Annotated in this window: 2 protein-coding genes; one reads left to right on the top strand and one right to left on the bottom strand. The window is 76.3% G+C overall.

Features of this window, described 5'->3' with window-relative positions:
* Positions 1-65 precede the first annotated feature (65 nt).
* On the bottom strand, positions 66-1604 hold the full coding sequence (locus FGF04_RS38715) for a carboxylesterase/lipase family protein (RefSeq protein ID WP_149516078.1): 1539 nt from the start codon (positions 1602-1604) through the stop codon (positions 66-68).
* Positions 1605-1762: 158 nt separating this feature from the next.
* Between FGF04_RS38715 and FGF04_RS38710 the strand changes: the two genes are divergently transcribed.
* Positions 1763-2780: LacI family DNA-binding transcriptional regulator (locus FGF04_RS38710; RefSeq protein ID WP_149516077.1), on the top strand; the 1018-nt coding region annotated here is incomplete at its 3' end.

Below are 2780 nucleotides of genomic sequence, written 5' to 3'. Positions count from 1 at the left end.
TTGTGACCTGGCTGTCGGCCGGTGGGGGCTGGTCGCGCAGTTCCCCGCGCCCCTAAAGGCGCCCGTCAGGGGCGCGGGGAACTGCGYGGGCCGCCCCCACCTGGTCGCAGCCACAACGCGAGTTCCCGGTCGCGTAGGCCCCGGGCGAGGGGTGGGCCTCCGGATCCGAAGACCCGTACGGGGTGTGAGGTGTCCCAGTGGGGCCAGCCCGGGGTGCCCGTCGTGGCGAAACGTGTCCATGCCGTGTGCATCTCGTCCGCCAGGGGCTGCGGGGCTCCGGGGCCCGTGAGGCGTGCCGCGTCCGGTGTGTGTGCCGTGTCGAAGACGAAGCCCAGTTCCAGTGCGTGGCACGCGCCGAGGCCGGGGACGTTCGAGGGCCAGGCGAACTCGTAGACGTACGAGCGCGCCCCGTGTCCGTCCGCGAGCCGGCGCAGTGGCGCGCGGAGCAGGAAGTCGGTCACCATCTGCCCGACCAGTTCGGCGGCGCCCGCCCCGGGCCGGGCCAGCCGGTACCCCCGCGGCACCTCGGGGCCGCACCGGCAGCGCGCCCGCGCGGCGGCCAGTGCGAGCGGGCCGAGCGGGCCGAGCCGGTCGAGGCGCCGCAGCAGTCCGGTCGGCGCCAGCCACAGCCGGTACTCCTCGCTCGTCCAGCCGAGCAGCAGGTCCACGTCCCGCGCGCCGCGCCCCTCGGTCAGCGCCTCCAGCGGGTCGCCCGGCACCACGTCGCCATCGACGACGATCCCGAACGCGGGCCCGCCGAGCACCGGCCCGGAGCGGCGGCCGGCCTCGGCCTGCGCCGCGAGCAGGGCGGCCCGGTCGACGGCCGCGAACGCCCGGGCGGTCGCCGGGACCCGCAGCCGGGCCGCCATCCGGCGCACCACGCGCCGCACCCGGTCCCGTTCCGTCACCTCCGGCGCCCCGCTCTGCAGCGCCGCCCGCCGGAACAGCCCCAGGGCGCGCGGGCTCGCCAGCAGCGCCCCGATGCTGATCGCCCCGGCGGACTCGCCGAACACGGTCACCCGGTCCGGGTCGCCGCCGAACCCCGCGATCGAGTCCCGCACCCACTCCAGCGCGGCGAGCTGGTCGCGCAGGCCCAGGTTGGCCGGGGCATCCGGGAAGAGGGCGAACCCCTCCACACCGAGGCGGTAGTTGAGGGACACGAACACCACGCCGTCCCGCGCGAAGGCCCGGCCGTCGTACACCGGCATCGCGGACGATCCCCGGGTGAGCGCCCCGCCGTGGATCCACACCAGGACCGGGAGCCGGGCGCCCGGGCCCGGCTCGGGCGTCCACACGTTCAGGTTGAGGCAGTCGTCGCCCGGCACGGCCGGGTCGTGGAGCAGCTTCGCGAAGGCCTCGGAGTACGGCGGCTTGGGCGGCGTCGGCCCGAACGCGCCCGCGTCGCGCACCCCGTCCCAGGGCTCGGGCGGCGCGGGCGGCCGGAAGCGTCCCGGGCCGAAGGGCGGGGCCGCGTAGGGGATGCCGCGGAAGACGGCGACACCGTTCTCGTACCTGCCGCGCACGGCGCCGTGCGGGGTGCGGGCCACGGGGTCCTCGTGCCGCGTCCGGTCGTCCGGCACCGCTGCCGCCGGTCCCTCGCCCATCCGTTCTCCTCCTTCCGCACCCCGCGGTGCGGGATCACATTGCACCGCGTCGCGTCCTTCCACGGCGAGATCGGGCGGCCTTACCGTGGAACGACGCAGGAAGCGCTTTCTACCCGAAACTTTCGCGGGCCCCGGGACGGGCCGGAGAGGTGGGCTCCATGGTGCGTACGGGGAGCGTAGCGGGGCCGACCCTCGCGGTCGTCGCACGCGAGGCGGGGGTGTCGGTGCCCACGGCCTCGAAAGTGGTCAACGGCCGGGAGGACGTGGCACCGGAGACCCGCCGGCGCGTCACGGAGGCGCTCGACCGGCTGGGGTACGTCCGCAGACCCCGGTTCGACGGGCCGAGGCCGCCGGGCCTGGTCGATCTCGTCGTGGACTCCCTCGACAGCTCCTGGTCGGGCGCCGTCCTGCGTGGCGTGGAGGAGGCGGCGCACGACGCGGGCCTGGAGGTGGTGGTGACGGCGGGGCTGACCCGCCCCCGGGGCGGCCGCCCGGAGCGCGGGTGGCTGGACAAGCTCTCCGCGCGCGGCTCCTCCGGGGTGCTGCTCAACCTCGCCGGGCCGACGCCGTCCCAGTACGCCTGGCTGGCGCAGCACCGCATCCCGTTCGTGCTGATCGACCCCGTGCTGGAGCCGCCGCCGGGGGTCGTGTCGGTCGGAGCGGCCGACTGGCACGGCGGGGTGACCGCCACCGAGCACCTGCTCTCGCTCGGCCACGAACGCGTCGCCGTCGTCGCGGGCCACCGGCGCCGGATGTCCAGCAACGCGCGGGTCGCCGGGTACCGGTCGGCGCTCGCGGCGGCGGGGGTGCGGCACCGGGCCGCGTACCTGCGGTACGGCGGTTTCGACGAGGGGGCCGCGCGGCGCGGGACGCACGAGCTGATGGATCTGCCGGAGCCGCCCACGGCGGTCTTCGCGTGCTCGGACCGGATGGCGCTGGGGGTGTACCGGGCGCTCGCCGAGCGGGGGGTGTCCGTGCCGGGCGACGTCAGTGTGGTGGGGTTCGGCGATCTGCCCGAGGCGCGGTGGGCGTCGCCGGGGCTGACCACCGTGCGGCAGCCGTTGTCGGAGATGGCGGGGGTTGCGTTGCGGTTGCTCGTGCGGGTGATGGGTGGGGAGCGGCCCGAAGGGACTCGGACCGAGTTGTCCACGTCGTTGGTTGTGCGGGGTAGTACGG

It is taken from the genome of Streptomyces apricus (assembly GCF_008369065.1).
Taxonomy (GTDB): Bacteria; Actinomycetota; Actinomycetes; order Streptomycetales; family Streptomycetaceae; genus Streptomyces; species Streptomyces apricus.
Note: the sequence above shows the minus strand (reverse complement) of the source record. Positions and strands in the feature narration are given on the sequence as shown.